We start from the raw sequence: 22,601 nt of genomic DNA, 5'->3' as shown, positions 1-22,601 counted from the left end.
TCACGGCAGATGTGACCGCCTTGTGAAGACGACACGACAGTCCTGTGACTTAGTTGGTGGCGCCCGGAATGTTAGCTGGGTTGAAGTTGCCGATATTGCCCAGCAGCTGACGCAGGAAGCCGTTGTTCTGGATGCTGGATTCGGTCACGCGCCGTTCAAGGGTCACGACGACTCCGTCCTCCAGACCGAACCTCTCGATATTGCGGACGACGCCGCGCTGGTCAAAGCTGATGGCAACCAATTCGCGCGAGACGACCTCGGGCCGTTTGGGGCCGTAAAAACGCACGCGAGAGGCGACGTAGTAATAGCCCGAATCTTGCACAACGCCGGAAATACCGGGCGCGCCGATGGCTTCGGCCACGGTGTCGCGGGTATCGACACCCACTTTGATCTCGGCCAGATCTTCGGCAGGCGGAATATAGCCGTGATTCTTGAAGGTCGGCGTACAGGCCGCAACCGCAGCCAGACAGGCAATAAAGACGAGCGATTTCGCTGCTCGTTTCACCTTGTTTACACCCATCACCATATACACCCTCTTGCCTTGATCCGTAACGGCCCCTATCCGCTTACAGAAACCGATGCCCCGGTTCAACACAGGAAAGGGTCACGAATGAGCAACACGACATCTCTGCGGGTGGCCGACCTGCCCCAAAACACGCCAACATCCTTCGAATTGCGCCCAAACGCGACGGACCTGGACAACATCAAAGCCGAGCTTGACCTGCTTGGCCTTCGCAAGCTCAGCTTTGTCGGCCAAGTTGAGGCCGAAGGAAAGAAGGACTGGGTCCTCACCGCCAAACTGGGCGCAACTGTCGTGCAACCCTGCGTCGTGACGCTGGAACCGGTGACCACACGTATCGACGTCCCCGTCACTCGTACCTTTCTGGCCGACTGGGCAGACCCCGAGGAAGAAGAGTTCGAAATCCCCGAAGGCGACGAAACCGAGGCTCTGGGCGTCGAAATTGACCCCACCCAGGTGATGATCGAGGCGCTGTCGCTGGCCCTCCCCCTCTATCCACGCAAAGAGGGTGCGGAACTGGAGCAGGCCGACTATACAGAGCCGGGTAAACAGGCGATGACGGACGAAGATGCCAAACCCTTCGCCGGACTGGCAGGTTTGCGCGATGCGCTGAAAAAAGACGAGTGACAGGGCAGAGATTTCCTGTCATAGCAAGCGGTCAGAAAAATCGCTTGAACATGTCGAGAATCGCAGTATTTTCGCGCGCTCATCGGATTTAGGGTTGGACAACGTGGGGCATGTACCCTAAACGCGCGTCAAACCACGATAAACGAAATATGAAACCCGGTCGGCGGCGATTCTGCTGACCCTCAGTAGACAAAGGTTGAGACCATGGCCGTCCAACAGAACAAAGTTTCCAAGTCGCGTCGCAACAACCGCCGCGCACACGACGCTCTGGTTGCTGCAAACCCGAACGAATGCCCGAACTGCGGCGAGCTGAAGCGCCCGCACCACGTTTGCGCATCCTGCGGCCACTATGACGACCGTGAAGTCGTCGCTCAGGCCGACGAAATCGACCTGGACGAAGACGCAGCCTAAGCCTGATCGAGCGCAAGCCTTCGCATGACGGAACAACCCACGCACGCCGGACGGATCATTATTTCCGTTGATGCCATGGGGGGGGACGATGGTCCCGTAGCTGTTGTTGCAGGTTTGGCGCAATCGGCGAAGAAGAACCCCGATATCGGGTTTCTGCTGCACGGTCCGGAAGACAAGCTGCGCAAGCTCGTAGCGAAACGGCGCGTCCTTGATGGGCGCGTCGATTTTCGTGATTGTCCAGACGTCGTCACGATGGAGGACAAGCCCAGCCAGGTTGTGCGCAACGGCAAACAGACCTCGATGTGGTCCACGCTTGAGGCCGTGCGTCAAGGCGATGCCCATGGCGCGGTATCCTGTGGCAACACCGGCGCCCTGATGGCGCTGTCGATGATGCGTCTGCGAAAACTGCCTGGAGTTAGCCGCCCGGCGATTGCGATTCTGTGGCCCTCGCGCAACCGTCAGGGGTTCAACGTGATGCTGGATGTCGGTGCCGATGTGCGCGCCGACGCCAAGGATCTGCTGCAATATGCGTTGATGGGCGCCTCTTACGCGCGCAACGGCATGGCGCTGCAGCGCCCTCGTATCGGGCTTCTGAATGTCGGCACCGAGGAACATAAAGGTCGGGCAGAGCTCAAAGAAGCGCATGCCATGATTACTGACTTCGCCGAATCCGCGAATTTCGATTTCGTGGGCTTTGTCGAAGGCAGCGATATTCCCGGCGACAAGGCAGATGTCATTGTGACCGATGGGTTTACCGGAAACGTTGCGATCAAGACCGGCGAAGGCACAGCCAGCCTGATCGGAGATCTTCTGCGCGAAGCTTTCAAATACACACCCCTCTCTCGACTTGCATCGGTGCTGGCGATCACCTCGCTGAACCGCCTGAAAAAACGCATCGATCCGCGCCGCGTGAACGGAGGCGTTTTCCTGGGGCTAAATGGAACCGTGGTGAAATCCCACGGCGGCGCAGACGCGACCGGAGTGTCAGCCGCAGTCAAGCTGGCCTTCACGCTGGCCCAATCAGGTTTTGCCGAAAAATTGGCAGCACGGGTTGCATCAACGGCCCAGCTTGCACAAGATGCCGCGCATGCCGCGCCGCAGGCGGAAAAATAACAAAGAAGGCAGTACCTCAAACATGGCAGGCCGTTCAGTCGTTGTAGGTGTCGGACATTATTTGCCCGAACGTGTTGTCCCGAATTCGGAGTTTGAACAGACTTTGGATACAACGGATGAATGGATCCGAACCCGGTCGGGGATCGAACGCCGCCACTTTGCTGCCGAAGGTGAAACCACCTCGGATTTGGCGACCAATGCCGCAAAAGCCGCCCTTGCAGACGCGGGGTTAGAGGCGGAAGACATTGACGCCATCGTTCTCGCGACCTCGACCGCTGATCTGACCTTTCCGTCAGCGGCGACCATGGTTCAGGCCCGCCTTGGCATGACGTGCGGTTTTGCCTTCGATGTGCAGGCCGTCTGCGCCGGATTCGTTTTCGCGCTGAGCAATGCAAACGCGCTGATCCTCTCCGGCCAAGCCAAACGTGTATTAGTCATCGGGGCCGAGACGTTTTCCCGAATCATGGACTGGACCGACCGCTCGACCTGCGTGTTGTTCGGCGACGGTGCGGGTGCGTTGATCCTTGAGGAACAGGACAGCGCCGGCACCTCGGACGACCGTGGCATTCTGGCAACCGACCTGAACTCGGACGGGCGGTATCAGGATTTACTGTACGTGGATGGGGGCGTGTCCACCCAATCCACCGGTTACCTACGCATGCAGGGCAATCAGGTCTTCCGTCATGCCGTTGAAAAGCTTGCCAAAACCGCCAACACCGCACTGGATCGCGCCGGATTGGGGGCGTCGGATGTAGACTGGATCGTGCCGCATCAGGCCAATATCCGCATCATTCAGGGCACCGCCAAGAAGATGGGCCTGCCGATGGAGAATGTCGTGGTCACCGTACAGGATCACGGCAACACCTCTGCCGCGTCGATCCCTCTGGCCCTGTCGGTTGGCAAACAGCGTGGGCAAATCAAGCAAGGCGATCTGATCGTAACCGAAGCCATTGGCGGCGGGCTAGCTTGGGGCGCGGTTGTTCTGCGCTGGTAACCGGCGCAATTCAGCTTACGCCCCCACCTGCAATTCATTGATATTGACAGTGAATTTGCCCCCGCCCTATGCTTTGACATCAACAGGGGAAAAGGTATGAGCGACAAAACACTGACCCGAATGGATCTAAGCGAAGCCGTCTTTCGTGAAGTTGGCCTGTCACGCAACGAAAGCGCGCAGCTGGTGGAAAGCGTTCTGAACCACATGTCCGACGCACTGGTGCGTGGTGAGCAGGTGAAAATTTCCTCATTCGGCACGTTCAGCGTTCGGGACAAAACCGCTCGTATCGGTCGCAACCCCAAAACGGGCGAAGAGGTTCCCATCCAACCCCGCCGCGTGCTGACTTTCCGTCCGTCGCACCTGATGAAGGATCGCGTCGCCGCCGGGAATCGCAAGTAATCCTAGGACCTCGCGGACATGAGCAAATCTCCCGACGCATTTCGCACCATAAGTGAAGTTGCGGATTGGCTCGGAGTACAGGCCCATGTCCTGCGCTTTTGGGAAAGCCGGTTTACCCAGGTCAAACCCGTGAAACGGGCCGGAGGACGCCGGTACTATCGCCCTAATGATATGCGTCTGCTGGGCGGTATCAAAAAGCTGCTGCACGAGGATGGGATCACCATCAAGGGCGTACAGCGGATTTTGCGCGAACAGGGTGTCGCCCATGTTGCAGCGCTCTCGCCGTCTCTGGATGAGCCTGCGGTCGAGCAAACGGACAGCACCGTTGTTCCCTTTTCCGCCAAACCTGCCCCGCAGACCGAACAAATCCCAATGGACCTCGACGCACCGCAAGAGGCTGAGGCATCAGTGGAAAGCGCCGAACCAGCCGAGTTGGATGCCGCGCCTTTGGTTGGAGGCATCGCTTCACTGGCATGGAATCGGTCCGAATTCGACGATGAACTACTCAGCCGTATCGCGCCCTTGGCCAAGGATTTGCGCGCATGGTTGAACCGGGTGGAAACACGGGCGGCAGGATAGAAAAAAGGCAATGTTTTCCTCTTGCCCCTGCCGGGAAAACCGTTATGAACACTCCAACGTCGGGCTATGGCGCAGCCTGGTAGCGCGTCCGTCTGGGGGACGGAAGGTCGCAGGTTCGAGTCCTGCTAGCCCGACCAAATCACACCGACGTTTATGGCAGACAGGCCAGATCCCGCTCTGGCATCAGGGGGGATCGAAATGACAGGTGTATGCCCAAACCAGCAGATCGAAGCGATGATCACACGGGGTGAGATCAGTGCCAGCCCGGACGTGATCCCGGCACAGGTGCAACCCGCCAGCCTTGATCTTCGTTTGGGAACAGTGGCTTACCGCGTCCGCGCTTCATTTCTTGCGGGCGAAGGGCGATCGGTCGCCGACCGTTTGGCCGAGTTTGAGATGCACCGGATCGATATCACCGACGGAGCCGTGCTCGAGAAAGGCTGCGTCTATCTCGTGCCGTTGAAGGAATCGCTCGCCCTGCCCGCTGAGACCAGCGCGGTGGCGAATGCCAAAAGCTCAACCGGGCGGCTGGACCTGCTGACGCGAACAATCACCGATGGCGGCACCGAGTTCGACCGGGTGCCCGCAGGCTATACCGGTCCACTCTATGCTGAGATCTGTCCACGATCCTTCTCGGTTCTCGTTCGGCCGGGCATGCGGCTGAACCAGATTCGCTTCCGTCAGGGTCAAGCCGTTCTGACCGACGCCGAATTGACCGCGCTACACACCGAATCCCCGCTGGTCGATGGACCTGCCGTCATTCAGGACGGTTTAGGCTTTTCCGTTGACCTGCAGTTGCCCGACACCGATCTGGTCGGCTATCGTGCAAAGCCGCATACCGGCGTGATTGATCTGGACCGGATCGGCGCATACGACCCGCAAGACTACTGGGAAGAGGTGCGCACGAGTGATGGCTGTATCATCCTAGACCCCGGCGCGTTCTACATCCTCGTCAGTCGCGAGGCGGTGCATATCCCACCCATGTACGCGGCGGAAATGGCCCCCTATCTGGCCATGGTCGGCGAATTCCGGGTGCATTATGCAGGCTTCTTCGACCCCGGCTTTGGCCATGCCGCCGCAGGTGGTGCCGGATCGCGCGGTGTGCTTGAGGTCCGCTGCCACGAGGCCCCATTCGTGCTGGAACACGGTCAGGTCGTCGGGCGCTTGGTCTATGAGAAGATGTCCGAAATGCCCTCGCAGCTATATGGCGCGGGCATTGCCTCGAACTATCAGGGACAGGGGCTGAAACTGTCCAAACATTTCAAGGCGGCTACCTAAAACCGCATGAACCGCCGCATCTGACGGGTCATCTGCTTGGCCTGTTTGATACTCTGCGACTGGGCCGGCCCCGGTTTCCCTTTCGGTTGGGTATCGCCTGAATCCGACGAACCGCCCATACGGCTTGCCATATCAAACCCTTTGTCGATACCTTTGTTGACAAGTCGGCGCGTGACCTGGCGGACGATCATATCGATGATCCGATTTGCATTCATTGCTCAACTCCGTTTCCTGCGCCTAAAGATAGGGTATCTATGCGGCGGTAAAAGGGCAGTCTAATCACTCTTCCTCGAAGAGTTCGGTCTGATCCTCGTCAACTTCGTCTTCGCGCCCCTCGCCCAGTGGGATAGCACCCGGTGGTGGGCGATTTTCCAACAAGCCAGCGGCGCGCAATTCCTTGAGGCCCGGCAGGTCGCGGGCGTTTTCCAACCCGAAATGATCCAGAAACTCGGGCGTGACGACAAAGGTCACCGGGCGGCCCGGCGTCATGCGGCGGCGGCCCAGCCGGATCCACTCCATCTCAAGCAGTTGGTCGATTGTTCCGCGCGAAACAGAGACACCGCGAATCTCTTCGATCTCGGCCCGCGTGCAGGGCTGGTGATAGGCCACGATGGCCAGCGTTTCGATTGCCGCGCGGCTCAGCTTGCGGGTCTCGACCGTTTCTTTCTGCATCAGAAAGCCCAGATCGGGGGCCGTGCGGATCGCCCAGGCCTCGCCCACCTTGACCACGCGCACACCGCGGCCCTCATATCGTTTCTGAAGCAATTCAACCGCTTGCGCGGCATTGCTTCCATGCGGCATCCGCGCCTCAAGATCGGCATTTGTCACCGGTTCAGCGCTGGCAAACAACACCGCCTCGACCATCCGCTCCTGCTCGGCCAGAGGGGGCGCTTCGAACAGGGTGCCGGTTTCTTCGGGGGCGTCAGTCACGGGTCTCGGTCCTCTTGCGCAGATGGATCGGGGCAAAGGTATCGCTTTGCTTGATCTCCATATGTCCTTCTTTCACCAGCTCCAGCGAGGCCGCGAAAGTCGCCGCCGTAGCCGAGCGTCGCCGCACCGGATCACCGTCCCATCCGTCGGGCAAATAGGTCTCCATATCGGTCCAGGCACCGGCAAACCCGATCAGAGGGCGCATACGTTCCAGCGCCTGCTCCATCGTGAACACCGAGTCTCGGTCCATCACAAAGGGACGGAATTCATCGCGGGTGCGGATACGCGCATAGCCCTGCATCAGGTCCAGCAGCGTGGCGGAATAGGTCACGGTGCGAATGCGGGTGACATCCTCGCCCTGCCCGCGCTTGAAGAAATCACGCCCTAGCTGGTCGCGTGCCATCAGCCGGGCAGCGGCATCGCGCATGGCCTGCAGTCGCTCAAGCTGAAAGGCCAAGTGGGCTGCGAGTTCCTCGCCCGAGGGGCCTTCATCGTCCGGATCAGGCGGCAGCAAGAGGCGGGATTTGAGAAAGGCCAGCCAAGCGGCCATCACCAGATAGTCGGCAGCCAGTTCGATCCGCAGCGCACGCGCCTTTTCGACAAAAGCCAGATATTGCTGCGCCAGTGCCAGAACCGAGATCTTGCGCAGGTCGACCTTTTGCGTCCGCGACAGGGTCAGGAGCACATCCAACGGGCCTTCGAACCCGTCGACATCAACGATCAGCGCTTCGGCCGCCAGCCGGTCGGCGACCGAAACCGGATCTTCGCTGAAAAGATTATCGTTCATATACCTGCCCGCCCATTAGGGCAGATAGTTCAGCCTCAGTGGCCTCGATGTCAAGTTCGGCGGGCTTTTTGCGCATGGCCAAGGCCCGATCTGCGCGGGCCTGCGCCGCCTCAGTCATCTGGCCTGCGGCTTCAAGCACATCACGACGCTCAGCGAAGCTGCCGTTGCAGTGCAAAACGACATCACAACCCGCCAGCAAAGCCTGTTCCGCGCGCTCGGGCACCGACCCGCTAAGCGCCTTCATGGTGATGTCATCGGTCATGACCAGCCCGTCAAAACCGATCACCTCGCGAATGACCTTCATCATCGGGGCCGAGATCGTGGCCGGGACCGGGTCGATCTGTTCGAACACCAAATGAGCGGTCATCGCCATTGGCAAGTCGTTCAGGGCTTTGAACGGGGCAAAATCAGTCTGCGTCAGCTCTTCGAGCGGCAGGTCGACGCGCGGCAGGTCGAAATGTGTGTCCAGCGTGGCCCGACCGTGACCGGGCATGTGCTTGACGACGGGCAAAACGCCCCCATCCAGATGCCCCTGCGCAACGGCCCGCCCCAGTTGAGCGATTCTTTGTGCATCGCTGCCGTAGCAGCGGTTACGTAGAAAGGCGTGGGTTTCCGGGCGCGCTACGTCCACCATCGGGGCGCAGTTGCTGTCGATCCCCAACTCAAACAGCTCATGCGCAATCAGGCGATAGCGCAAGTACATGGCGCGTTCGGCCTGTTCTCCGGCCCGTTCGGCATGATCGAGCGGCGGCATCCATTCACGCGCCAGAGGGGCGCGCAGGCGTTGAACACGGCCGCCCTCTTGATCAATCGTGATAGGGCAATTCCGTCCGACGGCCTCGCGAAAATCATCGCACAGGGCGCGGACCTGATCGGCGCTTTCGATGTTGCGGGCAAAAAGGATGAACCCAAACGGGTTCATCTCACGGAACAGGGCCCTTTCGTCATCGGTCAGCCGCAGCGCTTTTGCGTCAGAAATTGCGGCCCCGAACGTCACCTGACGGCCACCGGGATACAGTCGGCCCCTTGGGCCACCAGCGCCGCACAGAACTGACGCGAGTCGCTCAGGTCATCAAAACCAAGCACGCGCAACCGGTAGAAGGTGCGGCCACCGCTTGAGGTTTTCTGGATAACACGCTGTTTTCCTTCCATATACTCACGGAACTGACCGTTTAGACGCGCCCATTCGGATTTGGCGACATCCGCGCTCTCAAAAGCGCCAAGCTGCGCTAGACGAGTGCCTTTGCTCAGCGTGTCAGGGTCTACATCCAACCCAACGGCGGATTTGACGGCCGCGTTGATCGCTGCCTCAGACGTATCGGTGACCACCGCACGGCGGGCCGGACGGGTTTGCGGGCGCAACGAGCGGCGCACGCCCGGAAGCTCGGCAATGGCCGGGTCTGGCAGGGCTGCGGCGAAATCCGCCGGGTCAATCGCAGGCTCTTCCTCGGGCGTCACCAGAGACGCCAACTGCACGCCATCCTCGGTTTGTTCATCATTGGCACGAGCCGCCTCGCCCGCGAGTTCGGCTACCAGTGCGTCCACTGCGTTTTGCCGCAGGGCCGCGGCCTCTTCGTTCGAAATCGGCTCTTCGACCACATGGACAGCTTTGGTGGGCTTCAATTCACCAGCGGGCAGGTCCTCATCGGTCAGCGAGACTGGGCGCGGAGCCAGGATTAGACGATCTGCTGGGGCGGCTGCCGAGCCTTCGGCAGCAACAGCATTCACGGCCAGACCCTGATGATCTGCGGGGCGCCCGCCCGGATTTTCGGGCTGAATGCGCATCGGACCTTCGGCGGCACGGACGACAGGCACTCCGCTGACATCGCGCATCACCAGCTTGTAGCTCCAGATTCCGATCCCGGCGACCAGCGCCAGAGACGCGACCGCCCCCAGCACGTTCATCGCCTTGCCAACGCCAAAACCGCTGCGCGGCGCGGCATGGTCGGCCATCTCGTCAGGGTAGTCATACCCATCATCGGCGTAGGATTGATTCGGGTAATGCATCTGCCCGGGGCTTTGATGCCCCGAGTAATCGTAACTCGTCATGTCCGCCTCACCGCCCGATTGCGCCTGAGATTAAGGCGCGCGGGTCATTTCTTGTCTGCCTCAGACCGGCGGTTCGGGCGGTATTGGTTACCGCATCTCCTGCGCCGGAGTAACGCCAAGAATACCCAAGCCTGCTGAAATCACAACAGAAACGGCACGGGCCAATGCGATTTTCGACTGGCTTGTGGCAACATCGCCATCCTGGATGAAGCGCAGCTGAGTTTCTTCGTTACCCTTGTTCCACAGAGCATGAAAATCCCCTGCCAATTCATACAGATAGAAGGCGACGCGGTGCGGTTCGTTGGTGCGGGCGGCGATCTCAACCAAGCGTGGCCATTCGGCCAGTTTCTTGGCCACAGCCAGCTCAGAGGTATGGTCGATCTTGCCCAGATCCGCGCCCATAAGTGTCGCATCGTCGGCGGCAATCTCGGCCTCGGCCGCGCGGCGCAGCACGCTCATGACGCGGGCATGGGCGTATTGCACGTAGAACACGGGGTTCTCACGGCTCTGCTCCAGCACCTTGTCGAAATCGAAATCCAGAGGCGCGTCGTTCTTGCGGGTCAGCATCACGAAACGGGTCACATCCGGGCCAACCTGATCGACCACATCGCGCAGGGTGACAAAGTTTCCGGCCCGCTTGGACATCTTGAACGGCTCGCCATTTTTCCACAGCTTCACCAGCTGGGTCAGCTTGATATCCAGTGGCACCTTGCCGTCAGACAGCGCCGAAACAGCGGCTTTCATCCGTTTGACATAGCCACCATGATCCGCGCCAAACACGTCGATCAGCGCGTCAAAACCACGGCTGACTTTGTCATAGTGATAGGCAATATCCGGGGCGAAATAGGTCCATGCACCATCCGATTTCTTGACCGGACGGTCGACGTCATCGCCATGTTCGGTCGATTTGAACAGGGTCTGCTCGCGCGGCTCCCAATCCTCGGGCTTTTTGCCTTTGGGCGGCTCCAGCACGCCTTCGTAGATCAGTCCCTTGTTGGTCAGCGACTGCAGCGCAGCCTCAATCCGGCCCGTGCCATAGAGGGATTTCTCCGAGAAGAACACATCCATTTCAACGCCCAGCGCCTTCAGGTCGGCGCGGATGAGATCCATCATCGCGTCGGTGGCGAAGTTGCGCAGATCTTCCAGCCATTCGCTCTCGGGCTTGTCGATCAGGCTGTCGCCGTATTTCTCTTTCAGCGCCTCGCCGATCGGGATTAGGTAGTCACCGGGATAGAGACCCTCGGCAATCTCGGGGCTGAGGCCATTGGCCTCGCGATATCGTTCGTAGGCCGAGCGCGCCAACACATCCACCTGCGCGCCACCGTCGTTGATGTAGTACTCACGCGTCACGTCATGACCTGAATAGGCCAGCAAGCTCGCCAGAGCGTCTCCGAACACCGCACCGCGCGTATGACCCACATGCAGAGGGCCGGTCGGGTTGGCCGAGACATATTCCACGTTGACCTTCTGCCCCTGTCCCATGGTCGAGCGGCCATAGTCCGTGCCCATCTCCAACACGCGCGCAAGAACACCTTGCCACACCGTTGCCGCCAAACGCAGGTTCAGGAACCCCGGCCCCGCAACCTCTGCGCTGGTGATCCGGCTATCGGCGGCCAGCTTGGCCGCCAAAGCATCCGCAATGTCGCGCGGCTTCATCTTGGCGGGCTTGGCCAGCACCATCGCCGCATTGGTCGCCATATCGCCATGCGCGGCATCGCGCGGCGGCTCAACGGCCACGTTGTCAAAGCTCAACCCCTCGGGCAGAGCGCCTTCGGACTGCATCTGCGCCAACGCGTCCAATACAAGGCCGCGGATCTCGGAAAACAGGTTCATTTCGGATGTCCTTTTGCTTGCCCGGCGGTTTACCACGCAAAGCGTCAAGGTCAATGGAAGGCATCGGTTTGGGCTTGGATTGTCCTCGAACACCGCTAATTTGTGCAGGATTTCAAAACCGGAGACGACCCATGCGCCTAGTCCTGCCCCTTGTCCTTGCCCTAGCAACTCCCGTATGGGCCGAGATGCCCGCGCCCAAAGGGCACGTTCTGCTGACATTGGGCGGCGCGGTCTCTGAGACCAACCTGCCCGCACGCGGTGAGAATGACGGCGGTCTGCTTGGATATCTGGAGGTCACGCATAGCGGAGCCGCCGGTTTCGACACCGCGATGCTGGACGCGCTTGATCAGACCGAAATCACGATCCCCTACGGCCCCGAAGGCAACAAACGCGAGATCACGTTCTCTGGCCCTCTTCTCTCGGCGGTGATGTCAATGGCCGGAGCCGAAGGGAAAACCGCCAAACCCATGGCGCTGGACGGCTATCAAGCCGAAATTCGCTGGAGCAGTATCGAGGCCCACAGCCCAATTGTCGCGACCCATGCGGATGGCAGCCCGATGGGCATCGGCGGCTACGGTCCCACCATGATCGTCTTCCCGCCTACCGATGACGCTGATCTGGCTGCGGAACAGGCCGGTCAACAGGTGTGGGCGCTGGCCTATATCGGGATCGAATAGCTACTGGCCGGTCAGGCGTTTATGATCCTGCAGCGCAAACCGATCGGTCATGCCCGCAATGTAGTCTGAAACGATCCGCGCCAGCGCGGTCTCATCCTGCGCGGCTTCGATATCATCGTGCCAGCGGGTCGGCATCTGCTTGGGATCACTCAGGTAGATCGGGAACAGGTCTTCAACCACACGTGCCACTTCCCCCCGCACTTCCATCACACTGGGCGCGCGATACATCCGCGCGAACAGGAAGGCGCGGATGTCCTTGAGCTGCGCCCAAAGCCCCGCAGAAAACTGAATGACCGGCGCGCCATGGTGCCGGATATCCTCAACCGACCGCGCCCCCGATCCGGCAATAAGCCCTCGCGAGGTATCAATCACATCCGAGACCATGACACCAAAAACCCGCCGCAGCGCCTCATGCTGGCGGCGATACGGATCAAGCCCGGGATAGGCCTGATCGACTGCCGCATAGCACTCTCCCACAATCGGGAGTTGCTGGATTTCAGCGTCAGAGAATAGGTCGGCCCGAAGCCCATCCAGAAGATCGTGGTTGTTATAGGCAATATCGTCCGACAGGGCCGCCACCTGCGCCTCGGCGCTGGCATGAGTGTGCAGTTCCAAATCGAAGCCACCATTACACTCGGCCAGAGCCCAAGGAAGCTCTCCGGTCACCGGTCCGTTGTGCTTTGCGATCCCTTCCAGACATTCCCATGTCAGATTGCAGCCGTCGAACTCGGCATAGTGGCGCTCCAGCTTGGTGACGATACGGATGGCCTGCGCGTTGTGGTCAAAACCACCATAGGGCGCCATCAACGCATGCAGCGCATCCTCACCCGTGTGACCAAAAGGCGTGTGACCCAAATCATGCGCAAGCGCGATGGCCTCGGTTAGTTCCGGGTTCAGGTCTAACGCACCCGCAATGGTCCGCGCAACTTGAGCCACCTCGATCGAATGCGTCAGGCGGGTGCGGTAGCTGTCGCCCTCATGTTCCACAAAAACCTGCGTCTTGTGCTTAAGCCGCCGGAACGCGCTGGCATGAATGATGCGATCCCGATCACGCTGAAAGCATGACCGGAAACTGCTTTCCTCCTCAGGCACCAACCGCCCCCGTGCGCGGCCTGGATCCGAGGCAAAACCCGCTCTGTCCAAAAGTCTGGTCCTTGTCGCCTGTCGATAGGTTTCATATATTGTACGTTGGTTGGGAAATAAACCTTTGGAGTCCGGCATGAATCTGCCTCCGACAGTCACAGAACGAGCGTTTGAGCGCCTTGCTGAAATCGGTGCCGCCAATCAGGGTCAGGCCTTGCGTGTCGCCGTTGAAGGCGGCGGATGTTCCGGTTTTCAATACGAAATCGCGTTGGACGAACCGAAAGAAGACGACCTTGTGCTGGAAGGCAAAGGCCAAAAGGTGATAGTCGACTCGATCTCCCTGCCCTTTCTGGAAAATGCAGTCATTGATTTTACCCAGGAACTTATCGGCGCGCGGTTCGTTATCGAAAACCCCAACGCGACGTCCTCCTGTGGATGCGGCACGTCGTTTTCCATGTGAACCACGTGGGGGCTTTGCCCCCACACCCCCAAGGTATTTTCAGCCAGATGAAGCAAGGATCCACTCTCCGACCTGAAAGCCGGAGAGCTTCACCTGGCGCGGTCATCGGCGCCTCCGCCTGTACCGCATCTCTTTGCTACAACCAAATTGGTTAAGGATCCGTTTCTTCATCTGGCCATAAATACCTCGGAGCGCGAGGCAGAGCCTCGCAACCCCATCCACCACCTTGCCGCTGGGATCATTCTGGGCGATAGGTTGCAAACAGCTTCGGAGGATCGCGCATGAAAATCGCCACGTTCAACATCAATGGCATAAAAGCGCGGGCCGAAGCCTTGCCACGTTGGTTGGATGATGCCCAGCCAGACGTGGTTCTTTTGCAGGAAATCAAATCCATCGACGAGAACTTCCCCAGCGAAATTTTCGAAGAGCGCGGGTACAATGTCGAGACACATGGTCAGAAGAGCTTTAACGGCGTCGCAATCCTCTCGAAGCTACCTTTGGAGGATGTGACGCGGGGCTTGCCCGGTGACGATGAAGATGAACAGGCGCGTTGGATCGAAGCAACGGTTGTTGGAAAGCAGGTGCTCCGGGTCTGTGGCCTTTATCTACCGAACGGAAACCCAACGCCCGGGCCAAAATACGACTACAAACTGGCGTGGATGGAGCGTCTGTATGATCGCGCCCATGATCTGTTGGCGAGCGAAGAGCCTGCGTTAATGGCGGGCGACTACAACATCATTCCGCAGGCAGAAGATGCAAAGCGCCCCGATGCATGGCGCGAGGACGCCTTGTTCCGGCCCAAAAGCCGGGCCGCGTTCCGCAAGATCCTGAACCTTGGGTTCACCGAGGCGTTCCGTGCCCGCGTGCAAGGTGCGGGCCACTATTCCTTCTGGGACTATCAGGCCGGAGCGTGGAACAAGGATGACGGTATTCGCATCGACCATTTTCTACTGACCCCGCAAGCCGCGGATTTGATGCGGGACTGTCAGATCGACAAAGAGGTGCGTGGGCACGAAAAACCCTCGGATCACGTGCCGGTCTGGGTCGATCTGGATATCTGAGATCAGACGGTCGGGTCGTAGCTGTAGATCCAGTCATTTTTCCGCGTAAGGCGCGGACCTATTGCTGCCAGAACTGCTTGCGCGACCAGACGCATCGGACCCCGCAGATGGAAGTTGCGCGCGTTAGCGGATGCCGCAGCGACCACATGTTGCGCGCGGCGCTGGCGCGCGGATTCGTAGGCTGCAAGAGCTTGCCTCACACCCGATTGGCTGTCGAACGAGCGTGCCAGAACCCAGGCATCCTCAAGCGCTAGACATGCCCCCTGCGCCATGAAGGGCAACGTCGGATGTGCCGCATCGCCCAACAGAGCCAAGCGTCCGTTCTGCCATCTCTCGGCCACCGGACGCAGGTACAGCGCCCAAAGATGCGTTTCTTCGACTTTTGTCAGTATGCCCCTTACCGGTCCGCCAAAATCGGCAAACCGCGCGCGCAAGTCGTCGGGATCGCCCTTAACGCGCCAGCCTTCTTGCTGCCAGTCCGAGCGTTCTTCAATCGCGACGATGTTCATCAGGCGTTGGTCGCGCAACGGATAAGTGACGACGTGCCGCCCAGGCCCCATTGTCAGTGAGGCTTGCGGTCTCTCAACCCGGCCCTCCCAAGGCACCGTAGCGCGCCAGGCGATCTGGTGTGTAAAGGCAGGAGCCTCGGGGCCATTTAGGATCGGGCGAAGGGCGCTGTGTCCGCCATCTGCCGCAATGACACATTCGGCGCGAAGGCGCTGTCCATCATCCAGCGCAATCTCGGCCTCGGACGGGTGTTTGCCAACCGTCTGCACGCGCGCACCAAGGCGTATGTCGACACCTGCATCCTCTGATGCCTGTCTCAACAGCTCTAGCAGATCGGCGCGGTGATAGTAGAATGTCGGGCCCGCCGCCGGGGATGGAATACGACTGATCACCCGACCCTTGCGATAGTCGCGCAGAAGTGTACCGTGCGAGAATTGCGCGGCTTCAGGCTGATGCCCCGCAACCCCCAAGGCGCGAAGCACGCACATCCCGTTGGCGCTGATCTGAAGGCCTGCTCCAACCTCGGTCAGCGCTGGGGCCTGCTCTAACACGGTCACCTGCGCCCCGCGCTGGCGCAGGGCCAACGCCGCCGCAAGGCCGCCAATGCCGCCGCCCACCACGCAAAACTTCAAATCGTTGATCTTCATGGCCTTGCCTTAACGCAAAAACGCCGGAGCAACAGGCCCCGGCGTTTGAATTATTCACATTTCAGGACGATCAATCGTCGCGGTGGACCTTTTCGCGACGCTCGTGCCGTTCCTGTGCCTCGAGTGTCATGGTCGCAATCGGGCGCGCATCCAGGCGCTTCAGCGAGATCGGGTCGCCTGTTTTTTCGCAATACCCGTATTCGCCTTCGTCGATCCGGCGCAGGGCCGAGTCGATCTTCGCCACCAGTTTGCGCTGACGATCCCGTGTGCGCAGTTCCAGCGCGCGGTCGGTTTCCTCACTGGCGCGGTCGGCGACGTCCGGAATGTTGCGGGTGTTGTCCTGCAGCCCTTCGATCGTGTCGCGGCTGCCTGCGAGTAGTTCTGTCTTCCAGTCCAGCAGCTTGCGGCGAAAATACTCAAGCTGCAGATCATTCATGAAAGGCTCATCTTCGGCCGGACGGTAGTCCTCCGGCAGAAAAACTTCCTGCTTCATATTTGCTCCCTCGGTATGGCCTGTAACGTCGGTCACGGTTGCTTCACCAGACATTTGGCTCTCCCTTCTGCGCAGCGTTTAGCCGACGGGCACTGGAATGTCACTACACAAACGTAGAACCGACGCCCCGTCGCAAGCCTTCATCTAAATATGAGACTTAAAACAACAAATCCTTGTTTTTCTGTGAAAATCGACAGGCAATTTCAGGGCATTGTTCAACCCTCGAGAAAGGCACCTGCCTGCGAATCATGCAAAAGCGGTTGGAGTCGCAGGTAAATTTGATTCACCGACGCAGCGGCCCGGCTTGTCAAATTCCCCATCGCTCTGTAACCCGGACACCACAGTTTCGCCGGAAACAGCAAGAGGACCCGATGACCGCACGTTTTCAAGGCACAGCCGAATATGTCGCAACTGATGATCTGACCATCGCCGTGAACGCCGCCGTCACGCTGGAGCGCCCCTTGCTGGTCAAAGGGGAACCCGGCACTGGCAAGACCGAATTGGCAAAACAGGTCGCCGGCGCGTTGGGTCTGCGCATGATCGAGTGGAATGTGAAATCCACCACGCGCGCGCAGCAGGGCCTCTACGAATACGACGCTGTCAGCCGGTTGCGGGACAGCCAGCTGGGCGAAGAGCGTGTGCATGACGTCTCGAACTACATCCGCAAGGGCAAACTCTGGCAGGCGTTTGAGGCCGACGAAAAGGTCGTGCTGCTGATTGATGAGATCGACAAGGCGGATATCGAGTTTCCCAATGACCTTCTGCAGGAACTCGACAAAATGGAGTTCCACGTCTACGAGACCGGCGAGACGATCAAGGCCAAGAACCGCCCGATCGTGATCATCACTTCGAACAACGAAAAAGAGCTGCCCGACGCATTCCTGCGCCGCTGCTTCTTTCACTATATCCGCTTCCCGGATGAGGACACGATGCGCCGCATCGTCGAAGTCCATCATCCTGGTATCAAGGACGCGCTGCTGACCACCGCGCTCACGCAATTCTACGAAATTCGCGACACCCAGGGCCTCAAGAAGAAACCCTCAACCTCCGAGGTTCTGGACTGGTTGAAATTGCTGCTGGCCGAGGATCTGAGTGCCGAAGACCTCAAACGCGAAGGGGCTAACGCGCTTCCAAAACTGCACGGCGCGCTGCTAAAAAATGAACAGGACGTGCATTTGTTCGAGCGATTGGCCTTCATGGCACGCAGTCGACGTTGAACAGGGTGTGAGCGCGGCTTGCTTCTTGGCGGTCCGGGTGTCAGCATCCCAGAAACCATATAAGCAGGACGCATCGCTTGGCCAAAGACCTCAAAATCCGCCCACTGACCGCCGAGGACAAGGCCCAATGGGCCGAGATGTGGCGTGATTATCTTGCGTTCTATGAAACCACCCTGCCCGACACGATCTACGAGACGGCATTCGAACGTCTGCTGGGCGATGACCCGCAGGATTTCTCGGGCTTTGTTGCAGAACAGGACGGCAAGCTGGTCGGATTGACGCATTTCCTGTTTCACCGTCATGGCTGGAAGGTGGAGAATGTCTGCTATCTCCAGGACCTGTTCGCCCGCCCCGAGGCGCGCGGAACCGGCGTCGGGCGCGCCCTGATTCAGGCGGTCTATGATGAGGCCGATCGCCAAGGCGCTCCGTCAGTCTATTGGCTCACGCAGGAGTTCAATCACACCGCGCGCCAGCTCTATGATCGGATTGGCACCCTGACGCCGTTCATAAAGTACAATCGCGCATGAAGCGGTTTGTCGCCTTCGTTGCAGTGTTGGCGCTGTCAGCCTGTACAACGGTCGAACGGATCGAATTGCCGGACAACGTCAAGGTCGTTGAGCAATCTCTGCCCCCTACCAAGTCGTTCTCGGCGTCGCGGCCAACGCCCCCTGCGCGGTCCAATACCAACATTGCTGCCGATTTCCTGGACTTGCATTTTGCGTTGGAAAGCGGCGTTGAGCTGCCGGTTTTCACCCGGTTCGAAACACCCGTCACCGTGCGCCTGACGGGCACGCCCACGGCCAGCATGCAGCGCGACCTGACCAGCCTGTTGAACCGCATTCGGCGCGAGGCCAGGATCGACATCCGGCAAATTCCCGAAGGTCAGGCCAACATCACTATTGAGGCCGTCACTCAGCGCGATATTCAACGCATCCTGCCCAATGCTGCCTGCTTTGTGGTCCCCAATTCATCGAGCCTTGAGGAATACCGCCGCGACCGCCGCAAGCCCAAAAGCAGCTGGACCGAGTTACAACAGCGCGAGCGTCTGGGCATTTTCATCCCCGCAGATGTCAGCCCGCAGGAAATCCGCGATTGCTTGCATGAAGAACTGGCGCAGGCGCTGGGGCCGCTCAACGACCTTTATCATTTGCCCGATTCCGTGTTCAACGATGACAATATCCACACCGTTCTGACCGGGTTCGATATGTTGATCCTGCGGGCGGCCTATTCTCCTGAACTGCGCTCGGGGATGTCCCGTGAACAGGTCGAGGCCGTAATCCCCGGCCTGCTCAGCCGCCTCAACCCGCGCGGCGACCGGCTGCCGGTGCAACCGTTGACCGAAACCCCGCGCGAATGGGTCGACGCGATCAATAAAGCCCTCGGCCCCGGTCCTGGTTCCCCCCGACAGCTGCGCGCAGCAAAACGCGCGGCCGAGATCGGACGGCGGCAGGGCTGGACCGACCACCGCCGTGCTTATCCGCATTACCTTATGGGCCGCATGATCCAGTTTCGCGATCCCGCCGCCGCCTTGCAGAACTATCAGATCGCCCTGCAATTCCTGAACGCCGCCCCCGGAACCGAGGTTCACCGCGCGCATGTCACGGCCCAAACCGCCTCTTTTGCGCTGGCGCAGGACAGAGGGCCCGAAATCCTGCCCGATCTGAACTCCGCAATTGACGTGATAACACGGGCCGAAAACGCCTCTCTTCTGGCGACGTTGCTGCTGTTGAAATCCGAGGCCCTGAAACAAGCCGGACAGGAGCAGCAGGCACGCGCGGTCAGGCTGGACAGTATCGGATGGGCGCGATACGGGTTTGGCTCGGATCTGGTGGCCCGGTCTCTGGCCGAAGGCGACGCTGGAACGTCGAGAAACAATACAGGCGGATGACAGACGAATGCTCGTAGTAGTGGGAATGGCTGTTTTGGGTGCGATCCTGGGCGTAATGGCCGCGCGCAAGCGCAACGGCAACCGGGCCGACATGGCGCAATACGCGGCCGGTTACGGCATAGCCTTTGCGCTTTTGGGCCTGATCCTGTCTCTAATCCTTGTGCGGTTCTTGGTGTAGCCCATGTTCCTGCCCTTTTTCGAAAACCTCAGAAAAGCAGGCATTCCGGTCTCACTGCGGGAGTATCTGACCTTTTTGGAGGGGATGAAAAAGGGCCTAGCCACATATGATGTCGAGGCGTTCTACTACCTCGCCCGTGTCTCGATGGTGAAGGATGAGCGCAATATCGACAAGTTCGACCGCGCTTTTGCCGCCAGTTTTGAGGGGCTGGGCGAGATCAGTTTCGATCAGGTGCTGGAGGCGGTCGACATCCCCGCGGATTGGCTGGCCAAGATGGCAGAAAAACACCTCTCGGACGAAGAAAAGGCCGAGATCGAAGCCCTTGGCGGCTTTGACAAGCTGATGGGCACTTTGCGCGAACGCCTGAAAGAGCAGCAAGGCCGTCATCAGGGGGGCAACAAGTGGATCGGCACGGCGGGGACCTCTCCGTTCGGGGCCTATGGCTACAACCCCGAAGGCGTGCGGATCGGCCAGAAGGAAAGCCGCCACCAGCGTGCGGTGAAAGTCTGGGACAAGCGCGAATTCAAGAACTTAGACGACACTGTTGAACTAGGAACGCGCAACATCAAGGTCGCCTTGAAGCGTCTGCGCCGCTGGGCCCGCGAGGGCGCGGCAGAGGAGCTGGACCTGGACGGCACCATCCGCGCCACTGCCGAACACGGCTATCTCGACGTCAAAACCCGCCCCGAGCGGCATAACGCGGTCAAGGTCCTGCTGTTTCTGGATGTCGGTGGTTCCATGGACCCGCATGTCAAGGTGGTTGAAGAGCTGTTCTCGGCCGCGCGCACCGAGTTCAAGCATTTGGAATACTACTACTTCCACAATTGCCTCTATGAAGGCGTCTGGCGCGACAATCGCCGCCGTTGGGACCAACAGATCCCAACCCACGAGGTGCTGCGCACCTATGGCGGCGATTACAAATGCATCTTCGTGGGCGACGCCTCGATGAGCCCCTACGAGATCGCCTACCCCGGCGGCGCCAACGAGCACTGGAACCAAGAAGCAGGCCAAGTCTGGCTACAGCGCGCACGCGAGCAGTGGACCTCAAACCTTTGGATCAACCCGGTGCCCGAGAAATACTGGGGCTACACCCACTCCATCGGCATGATCCAAGAGATTTTCGAAGACCGCATGGTGCCAATGACACTGGCTGGGTTGGAACAGGGCATGCGAGAGTTGACTCGTTAGACGTCGCTGCGCGTTGAAGTAGATCAACGCTGCCAAAAACAAGACAAAGTCTTAGATTTTGCCCTCGAAATAGCTTCAGAGGAAACAATCGAAGCGATATTCCCCACATTTTTGAGATTCGTGGTATAAACCAAACGGATCGATGCTGGGGGGCAGAGATGACCAAATCTAAACTTCGCAATTACCTGACATCTTTTTTGACCATTTCTGCATTGGTGCTGGCGTCCGGTGCCGTTGCGACTTTTGCCCTTGCGCCGGATGCGGCTTACGCAAAAAACGATAAAGGCAACGGCAAAGGCAGGGGGAACGGAAGGGGCAACGGAGGTGGCAAGGGGAATTCCGGTAAGGGAGGAAAAGACGGAGGCAAGAGCGGCGAAAAGGGAAAATCTGGCAAAAGCAACGGCGCAAAAAATGCCGGTAAGGATCATGGGAAAGCCAAATCCAAAACCCAAAGCTCTCGCAACCTATTCGGAAGTGGCAACAAGCAGAAAGCGAAGTCCAAAACCCAACGCTCTGGCAACCTATTTGGAAATGGCAACAAGCAAAAAGCCAAGTCCACAACTCAACGCTCTCGCAACATATTCGGAACTGGCAACAAGCAGAAAGCGAAGTTCCAAAAACCTTCCAACAACAAGTCGCGAAACGGCAAAGTTCAGAAAACAACCCTCGCGAACGTTGGGCGCGAGTTCAAACGCGATGTGGAAGAACTGTTCGGCAAACGCTCACGCGTGAAGCCCAAGGCCGGCGGAAAACGCGTAAACAAAGCTTACCGCAAAGCGTCCATTGCTCCGGTCGAATACTCCCCGCGACCAGTTGCTCGCTCGGACTATCGCACCAAGCGATACGACGAACAAAACCCGGACAAGCGAAGATACCGCGATCCGCTTGTGGCTGCGATTACCGACCCGTATGGCTCGGACAAGTTGCGCAATCTGAACGCATCGAAAGCGGCAGCTCCGGCGTTTCGCAACGCGTCTCCCAACAGCAATGTCGGCAAGATCGCGACCTATCAGGCCGCTGCGGAAACCTACTATGACCTGCGCGGAGATCTCTATAACGCACGGCGCGAGTTGCGTGACCTGAACGAAAGCTATGACGGCCGTAGCAGCGACGACATCGCCGACGACATCGCCGCGCTTGATCCCTCAGACCCCAACTACCAAGACGACCTGAACGCGCTTGAGGATGAACTGCGTGACGCCGAAACCTATGAAGAGGCACGTGACGACCTGCGCGCGGATGTCAGGGATTTGCGCCACGAAACCCGCGACGCCCTGCAGGACGCAGAGACCGCCTTCTTCGACGCGTCCAAAGGCCGGACAGTGACCAAAGGCACATTGTCTCAGTTCCACGGCTACCTGGATCTGCCGCAGCCGCGGCATCGCTACAAGGATGGAGTAACAATCCAGCCCGTGCCCTACGATCCCGATCGTTACAGATACACCAAAGACGATGCGACCTATGAACAGTGGGATGATCGGCGGGATGTTTATGACACCTATTCGCATCAAAAGAAGGATCGGTATCGCTATTACCGCGATCCGCTTGTGGCTGCGATTACCGACCCGTACGGCTCGGACAAGTTGCGCAATCTGAACGCATCGAAAGCGGCAGCTCCGGCGTTTCGCAACGCGTCTCCCAACAGCAATGTCGGCAAGATCGCGACCTATCAGGCCGCTGCG

General features: G+C 59.2%; 27 protein-coding genes and 1 tRNA gene. 17 read left to right on the top strand and 11 right to left on the bottom strand.

Features of this window, described 5'->3' with window-relative positions:
• Window positions 1–49: 49 nt before the first annotated feature.
• Entirely contained in the window at window positions 50–526 is a 477-nt protein-coding gene (locus ACR0NO_RS00140; protein ID WP_419738128.1) for an outer membrane protein assembly factor BamE, read from the bottom strand.
• An 84-nt stretch (window positions 527–610) separates the two neighbouring features.
• Here ACR0NO_RS00140 and ACR0NO_RS00135 point away from each other — a divergent pair, with 84 nt between their 5' ends.
• The 8 genes from ACR0NO_RS00135 to ACR0NO_RS00100 all read left to right on the top strand — a co-directional run bounded on the left by ACR0NO_RS00135 (window position 611) and on the right by ACR0NO_RS00100 (window position 5,921).
• Window positions 611–1,147 (top strand): YceD family protein, encoded by a 537-nt coding sequence (locus ACR0NO_RS00135; RefSeq protein ID WP_480722543.1) that lies wholly within the window; start codon window positions 611–613, stop codon window positions 1,145–1,147.
• Between the two features lie 204 nt (window positions 1,148–1,351).
• The gene (gene rpmF / locus ACR0NO_RS00130; protein ID WP_008756996.1) at window positions 1,352–1,558 is read left to right on the top strand and encodes a 50S ribosomal protein L32; all 207 of its coding nucleotides are present in this window, start codon (window positions 1,352–1,354) and stop codon (window positions 1,556–1,558) included.
• 24 nt (window positions 1,559–1,582) lie between these two features.
• Entirely contained in the window at window positions 1,583–2,671 is a 1,089-nt protein-coding gene (plsX, locus tag ACR0NO_RS00125) for a phosphate acyltransferase PlsX (RefSeq protein ID WP_480722542.1), read from the top strand.
• Between the two features lie 22 nt (window positions 2,672–2,693).
• A complete protein-coding gene (locus ACR0NO_RS00120) occupies window positions 2,694–3,665 on the top strand; it encodes a beta-ketoacyl-ACP synthase III (RefSeq protein WP_480722540.1) in 972 nt (323 codons plus the stop codon).
• Window positions 3,666–3,761: 96 nt separating this feature from the next.
• The gene (gene ihfA / locus ACR0NO_RS00115; protein WP_037316145.1) at window positions 3,762–4,064 is read left to right on the top strand and encodes an integration host factor subunit alpha; all 303 of its coding nucleotides are present in this window, start codon (window positions 3,762–3,764) and stop codon (window positions 4,062–4,064) included.
• 18 nt (window positions 4,065–4,082) lie between these two features.
• Window positions 4,083–4,643, top strand: coding sequence for a MerR family transcriptional regulator (locus ACR0NO_RS00110; RefSeq protein ID WP_480722539.1), 561 nt, complete (start codon window positions 4,083–4,085; stop codon window positions 4,641–4,643).
• Window positions 4,644–4,703: 60 nt separating this feature from the next.
• Window positions 4,704–4,780 (top strand) — tRNA-Pro (locus tag ACR0NO_RS00105).
• Between the two features lie 61 nt (window positions 4,781–4,841).
• Entirely contained in the window at window positions 4,842–5,921 is a 1,080-nt protein-coding gene (locus ACR0NO_RS00100; RefSeq protein ID WP_480722537.1) for a 2'-deoxycytidine 5'-triphosphate deaminase, read from the top strand.
• Here ACR0NO_RS00100 and ACR0NO_RS00095 read toward each other — a convergent pair.
• From ACR0NO_RS00095 to argS, 6 genes are all read right to left on the bottom strand, one after another.
• Complete coding sequence (locus tag ACR0NO_RS00095; protein ID WP_170466411.1) at window positions 5,918–6,136, bottom strand: hypothetical protein; 219 nt, start codon at window positions 6,134–6,136, stop codon at window positions 5,918–5,920. The genes ACR0NO_RS00100 and ACR0NO_RS00095 overlap by 4 nt on opposite strands.
• A gap of 64 nt (window positions 6,137–6,200) precedes the next feature.
• Window positions 6,201–6,851, bottom strand: a complete 651-nt coding sequence (gene scpB / locus ACR0NO_RS00090; protein ID WP_170483407.1) for an SMC-Scp complex subunit ScpB — start codon at window positions 6,849–6,851, stop codon at window positions 6,201–6,203.
• Entirely contained in the window at window positions 6,844–7,638 is a 795-nt protein-coding gene (locus ACR0NO_RS00085) for a segregation and condensation protein A (RefSeq protein ID WP_480722536.1), read from the bottom strand. The genes scpB and ACR0NO_RS00085 overlap by 8 nt, the downstream gene beginning before the upstream one ends.
• The gene (gene nagZ / locus ACR0NO_RS00080; RefSeq protein WP_480722535.1) at window positions 7,628–8,635 is read right to left on the bottom strand and encodes a beta-N-acetylhexosaminidase; all 1,008 of its coding nucleotides are present in this window, start codon (window positions 8,633–8,635) and stop codon (window positions 7,628–7,630) included. The genes ACR0NO_RS00085 and nagZ overlap by 11 nt, the downstream gene beginning before the upstream one ends.
• Complete coding sequence (locus ACR0NO_RS00075) at window positions 8,632–9,687, bottom strand: SPOR domain-containing protein (RefSeq protein WP_480722534.1); 1,056 nt, start codon at window positions 9,685–9,687, stop codon at window positions 8,632–8,634. Before ACR0NO_RS00075 ends, nagZ begins: the two co-directional genes overlap by 4 nt.
• A gap of 87 nt (window positions 9,688–9,774) precedes the next feature.
• Window positions 9,775–11,520, bottom strand: coding sequence for an arginine--tRNA ligase (argS, locus tag ACR0NO_RS00070; protein WP_480722533.1), 1,746 nt, complete (start codon window positions 11,518–11,520; stop codon window positions 9,775–9,777).
• A gap of 131 nt (window positions 11,521–11,651) precedes the next feature.
• Here argS and ACR0NO_RS00065 point away from each other — a divergent pair, with 131 nt between their 5' ends.
• Window positions 11,652–12,197 (top strand): putative pterin-binding protein, encoded by a 546-nt coding sequence (locus ACR0NO_RS00065; RefSeq protein WP_480722532.1) that lies wholly within the window; start codon window positions 11,652–11,654, stop codon window positions 12,195–12,197.
• Here ACR0NO_RS00065 and ACR0NO_RS00060 read toward each other — a convergent pair whose 3' ends face one another.
• On the bottom strand, window positions 12,198–13,340 hold the full coding sequence (locus ACR0NO_RS00060; protein WP_480722530.1) for a deoxyguanosinetriphosphate triphosphohydrolase: 1,143 nt from the start codon (window positions 13,338–13,340) through the stop codon (window positions 12,198–12,200).
• A gap of 76 nt (window positions 13,341–13,416) precedes the next feature.
• Between ACR0NO_RS00060 and ACR0NO_RS00055 the strand changes: the two genes are divergently transcribed.
• Both ACR0NO_RS00055 and xth read left to right on the top strand, forming a co-directional pair.
• Entirely contained in the window at window positions 13,417–13,740 is a 324-nt protein-coding gene (locus ACR0NO_RS00055) for a HesB/IscA family protein (protein WP_170373953.1), read from the top strand.
• A 281-nt stretch (window positions 13,741–14,021) separates the two neighbouring features.
• Complete coding sequence (gene xth, locus ACR0NO_RS00050; protein ID WP_480722528.1) at window positions 14,022–14,801, top strand: exodeoxyribonuclease III; 780 nt, start codon at window positions 14,022–14,024, stop codon at window positions 14,799–14,801.
• A 2-nt stretch (window positions 14,802–14,803) separates the two neighbouring features.
• Here the strand turns inward: xth and ACR0NO_RS00045 are convergent, their stop codons facing one another.
• Entirely contained in the window at window positions 14,804–15,955 is a 1,152-nt protein-coding gene (locus tag ACR0NO_RS00045) for an FAD-dependent oxidoreductase (protein ID WP_480722526.1), read from the bottom strand.
• A gap of 70 nt (window positions 15,956–16,025) precedes the next feature.
• On the bottom strand, window positions 16,026–16,448 hold the full coding sequence (gene dksA, locus ACR0NO_RS00040; protein ID WP_170374347.1) for an RNA polymerase-binding protein DksA: 423 nt from the start codon (window positions 16,446–16,448) through the stop codon (window positions 16,026–16,028).
• A gap of 371 nt (window positions 16,449–16,819) precedes the next feature.
• Here dksA and ACR0NO_RS00035 point away from each other — a divergent pair, with 371 nt between their 5' ends.
• The 5 genes from ACR0NO_RS00035 to ACR0NO_RS00015 are packed head-to-tail and all read left to right on the top strand — an operon-like array spanning window position 16,820 to window position 20,919.
• Window positions 16,820–17,665: an AAA family ATPase gene (locus ACR0NO_RS00035; protein ID WP_480538168.1), complete on the top strand. Its 846-nt coding sequence runs from the start codon at window positions 16,820–16,822 to the stop codon at window positions 17,663–17,665.
• 59 nt (window positions 17,666–17,724) lie between these two features.
• Entirely contained in the window at window positions 17,725–18,192 is a 468-nt protein-coding gene (locus ACR0NO_RS00030) for an N-acetyltransferase family protein (protein WP_480722829.1), read from the top strand.
• Window positions 18,189–19,553, top strand: a complete 1,365-nt coding sequence (locus ACR0NO_RS00025; RefSeq protein ID WP_480722524.1) for a DUF2927 domain-containing protein — start codon at window positions 18,189–18,191, stop codon at window positions 19,551–19,553. The genes ACR0NO_RS00030 and ACR0NO_RS00025 overlap by 4 nt, the downstream gene beginning before the upstream one ends.
• Window positions 19,554–19,560: 7 nt before the next feature.
• A complete protein-coding gene (locus tag ACR0NO_RS00020) occupies window positions 19,561–19,731 on the top strand; it encodes a hypothetical protein (protein ID WP_170373958.1) in 171 nt (56 codons plus the stop codon).
• Between the two features lie 3 nt (window positions 19,732–19,734).
• Window positions 19,735–20,919, top strand: coding sequence for a vWA domain-containing protein (locus ACR0NO_RS00015; protein WP_480722523.1), 1,185 nt, complete (start codon window positions 19,735–19,737; stop codon window positions 20,917–20,919).
• 23 nt (window positions 20,920–20,942) lie between these two features.
• Here ACR0NO_RS00015 and ACR0NO_RS00010 read toward each other — a convergent pair whose 3' ends face one another.
• Window positions 20,943–21,347: a hypothetical protein gene (locus ACR0NO_RS00010; protein ID WP_480722522.1), complete on the bottom strand. Its 405-nt coding sequence runs from the start codon at window positions 21,345–21,347 to the stop codon at window positions 20,943–20,945.
• Between the two features lie 270 nt (window positions 21,348–21,617).
• Between ACR0NO_RS00010 and ACR0NO_RS00005 the strand changes: the two genes are divergently transcribed.
• A partial coding sequence (locus ACR0NO_RS00005; RefSeq protein WP_480722521.1) for a hypothetical protein occupies window positions 21,618–22,601 on the top strand: 984 nt, incomplete at its 3' end.

This window comes from Ruegeria sp. CL3 (assembly GCF_056536505.1).
The sequence above is the reverse complement of the archived record's forward strand: the minus strand, read 5'-3'. Positions and strand labels throughout refer to the sequence as shown.

Excerpts from the sequence above, each read along its gene's own strand:
- rpmF (WP_008756996.1), top strand. The coding sequence starts at position 1,352 with ATGGCCGTCCAACAGAACAAAGTTTCCAAGTCGCGTCGCAACAACCGC.
- ACR0NO_RS00010 (WP_480722522.1), bottom strand. The coding sequence starts at position 21,347 with ATGATCCTTACCGGCATTTTTTGCGCCGTTGCTTTTGCCAGATTTTCC.
- xth (WP_480722528.1), top strand. The coding sequence starts at position 14,022 with ATGAAAATCGCCACGTTCAACATCAATGGCATAAAAGCGCGGGCCGAA.
- ACR0NO_RS00120 (WP_480722540.1), top strand. The coding sequence starts at position 2,694 with ATGGCAGGCCGTTCAGTCGTTGTAGGTGTCGGACATTATTTGCCCGAA.
- ACR0NO_RS00085 (WP_480722536.1), bottom strand. The coding sequence starts at position 7,638 with ATGAACGATAATCTTTTCAGCGAAGATCCGGTTTCGGTCGCCGACCGG.
- ACR0NO_RS00065 (WP_480722532.1), top strand. The coding sequence starts at position 11,652 with ATGCGCCTAGTCCTGCCCCTTGTCCTTGCCCTAGCAACTCCCGTATGG.
- ACR0NO_RS00035 (WP_480538168.1), top strand. The coding sequence starts at position 16,820 with ATGACCGCACGTTTTCAAGGCACAGCCGAATATGTCGCAACTGATGAT.
- ACR0NO_RS00075 (WP_480722534.1), bottom strand. The coding sequence starts at position 9,687 with ATGACGAGTTACGATTACTCGGGGCATCAAAGCCCCGGGCAGATGCAT.
- ACR0NO_RS00025 (WP_480722524.1), top strand. The coding sequence starts at position 18,189 with ATGAAGCGGTTTGTCGCCTTCGTTGCAGTGTTGGCGCTGTCAGCCTGT.
- ACR0NO_RS00020 (WP_170373958.1), top strand. The coding sequence starts at position 19,561 with ATGCTCGTAGTAGTGGGAATGGCTGTTTTGGGTGCGATCCTGGGCGTA.
- dksA (WP_170374347.1), bottom strand. The coding sequence starts at position 16,448 with ATGAAGCAGGAAGTTTTTCTGCCGGAGGACTACCGTCCGGCCGAAGAT.
- ACR0NO_RS00100 (WP_480722537.1), top strand. The coding sequence starts at position 4,842 with ATGACAGGTGTATGCCCAAACCAGCAGATCGAAGCGATGATCACACGG.
- ACR0NO_RS00110 (WP_480722539.1), top strand. The coding sequence starts at position 4,083 with ATGAGCAAATCTCCCGACGCATTTCGCACCATAAGTGAAGTTGCGGAT.
- ihfA (WP_037316145.1), top strand. The coding sequence starts at position 3,762 with ATGAGCGACAAAACACTGACCCGAATGGATCTAAGCGAAGCCGTCTTT.
- ACR0NO_RS00015 (WP_480722523.1), top strand. The coding sequence starts at position 19,735 with ATGTTCCTGCCCTTTTTCGAAAACCTCAGAAAAGCAGGCATTCCGGTC.
- ACR0NO_RS00045 (WP_480722526.1), bottom strand. The coding sequence starts at position 15,955 with ATGAAGATCAACGATTTGAAGTTTTGCGTGGTGGGCGGCGGCATTGGC.
- argS (WP_480722533.1), bottom strand. The coding sequence starts at position 11,520 with ATGAACCTGTTTTCCGAGATCCGCGGCCTTGTATTGGACGCGTTGGCG.
- plsX (WP_480722542.1), top strand. The coding sequence starts at position 1,583 with ATGACGGAACAACCCACGCACGCCGGACGGATCATTATTTCCGTTGAT.
- ACR0NO_RS00135 (WP_480722543.1), top strand. The coding sequence starts at position 611 with ATGAGCAACACGACATCTCTGCGGGTGGCCGACCTGCCCCAAAACACG.
- ACR0NO_RS00140 (WP_419738128.1), bottom strand. The coding sequence starts at position 526 with ATGGTGATGGGTGTAAACAAGGTGAAACGAGCAGCGAAATCGCTCGTC.
- ACR0NO_RS00095 (WP_170466411.1), bottom strand. The coding sequence starts at position 6,136 with ATGAATGCAAATCGGATCATCGATATGATCGTCCGCCAGGTCACGCGC.
- ACR0NO_RS00055 (WP_170373953.1), top strand. The coding sequence starts at position 13,417 with ATGAATCTGCCTCCGACAGTCACAGAACGAGCGTTTGAGCGCCTTGCT.